Below are 1,065 nucleotides of genomic sequence, written 5' to 3'. Positions count from 1 at the left end.
TGACCGCCACACTCAACTACATCGACGACCCCGCCCTGTCCATGGGCGCCGCCTTCCAGCAGGCCAACCAGCAGCTCATCCAGGCAGTGTTCGGCGACGGCCAGGCCGAGTAGGCAGAGCCGAGGAGTGCAGGCTCGCCCGCCGGCGCGGACGAGCACCTCCACACCGACCGCACGCCGCGGCGTGTCAGTGACCGCGTCAGAGCCGCGACAGGCCGGTATCAGAGCGGTCGGCGATCGTGAACGTCATCAACGGCCCGGCGAACCGGGCCATCCGATCTCCCCGGCCCTCGTGCGCCGCTCATGAAAGCCCATGAGCGACGCACAAGGGCCGGGAACCAAGACCCAGCATTCATAAGGAGATTCATGATGAGTAACGACGGTTTCACCACGTCGGGTCTGCGCAGGCTGCGTGAGGTGCTGGCGCGGCATGTCGATTCCGGCAGGATCCCGGGGCTGGTGGCGCTGGTCAGCCGTGGCGGTCGGACGCACGTCGAGGCGCTGGGCACGATGCGGCACGACGGTGGCGCGCCGATGCGGCGGGACACGATCTTCCGGATGGCCTCCACCTCCAAGCCGGTCTCGATCGCGGCGGCGATGGTGCTGCTGGACGAGTGCCGGCTGCGGCTGGACGACGTGGTCGACCCGTGGCTGCCCGAGCTGGCCAACCGCCAGGTACTCACCCGGATGGACGCCGAGCTGGACGACACCGTGCCGGCCCGCCGCCCGATCACCGTCCGCGACGTGCTCACCTCCACCTTCGGCCTCGGCATGGACATGACGGCGCTGGGCACCCCGATCCTGAACGCCATCTTCGAGCGGGGACTGACGCCGAACCTGCCGACCGAGGTACCCGAGCAGGACGAGTGGATGCGCCGCCTGGGCGAGCTGCCGCTGATGCACCAGCCCGGCGAGCAGTGGCAGTACCAGATCAGCAGCGACCTGGTCGGCGTCCTGGTCTCCCGGGTCACCGGCCAGTCGTTCGAGGAGTTCCTGCGCGAGCGCATCTTCGAGCCCCTCGGCATGGCCGACACCGGCTTCCACGTGCCCGCCGGCCAGCTTGACC

At 69.4% G+C, this 1,065-nt stretch carries 1 protein-coding gene; it reads left to right on the top strand.

Annotated elements, in window-relative coordinates:
• Nucleotides 1-365: 365 nt before the first annotated feature.
• A partial coding sequence (locus tag AB0I79_RS63325) for a serine hydrolase domain-containing protein (protein ID WP_357896404.1) occupies nt 366-1,065 on the top strand: 700 nt, incomplete at its 3' end.

It is taken from the genome of Nonomuraea sp. NPDC050202, assembly GCF_040656115.1.
GTDB lineage: Bacteria > Actinomycetota > Actinomycetes > Streptosporangiales > Streptosporangiaceae > Nonomuraea.
Note: the sequence above shows the minus strand (reverse complement) of the source record. Positions and strands in the feature narration are given on the sequence as shown.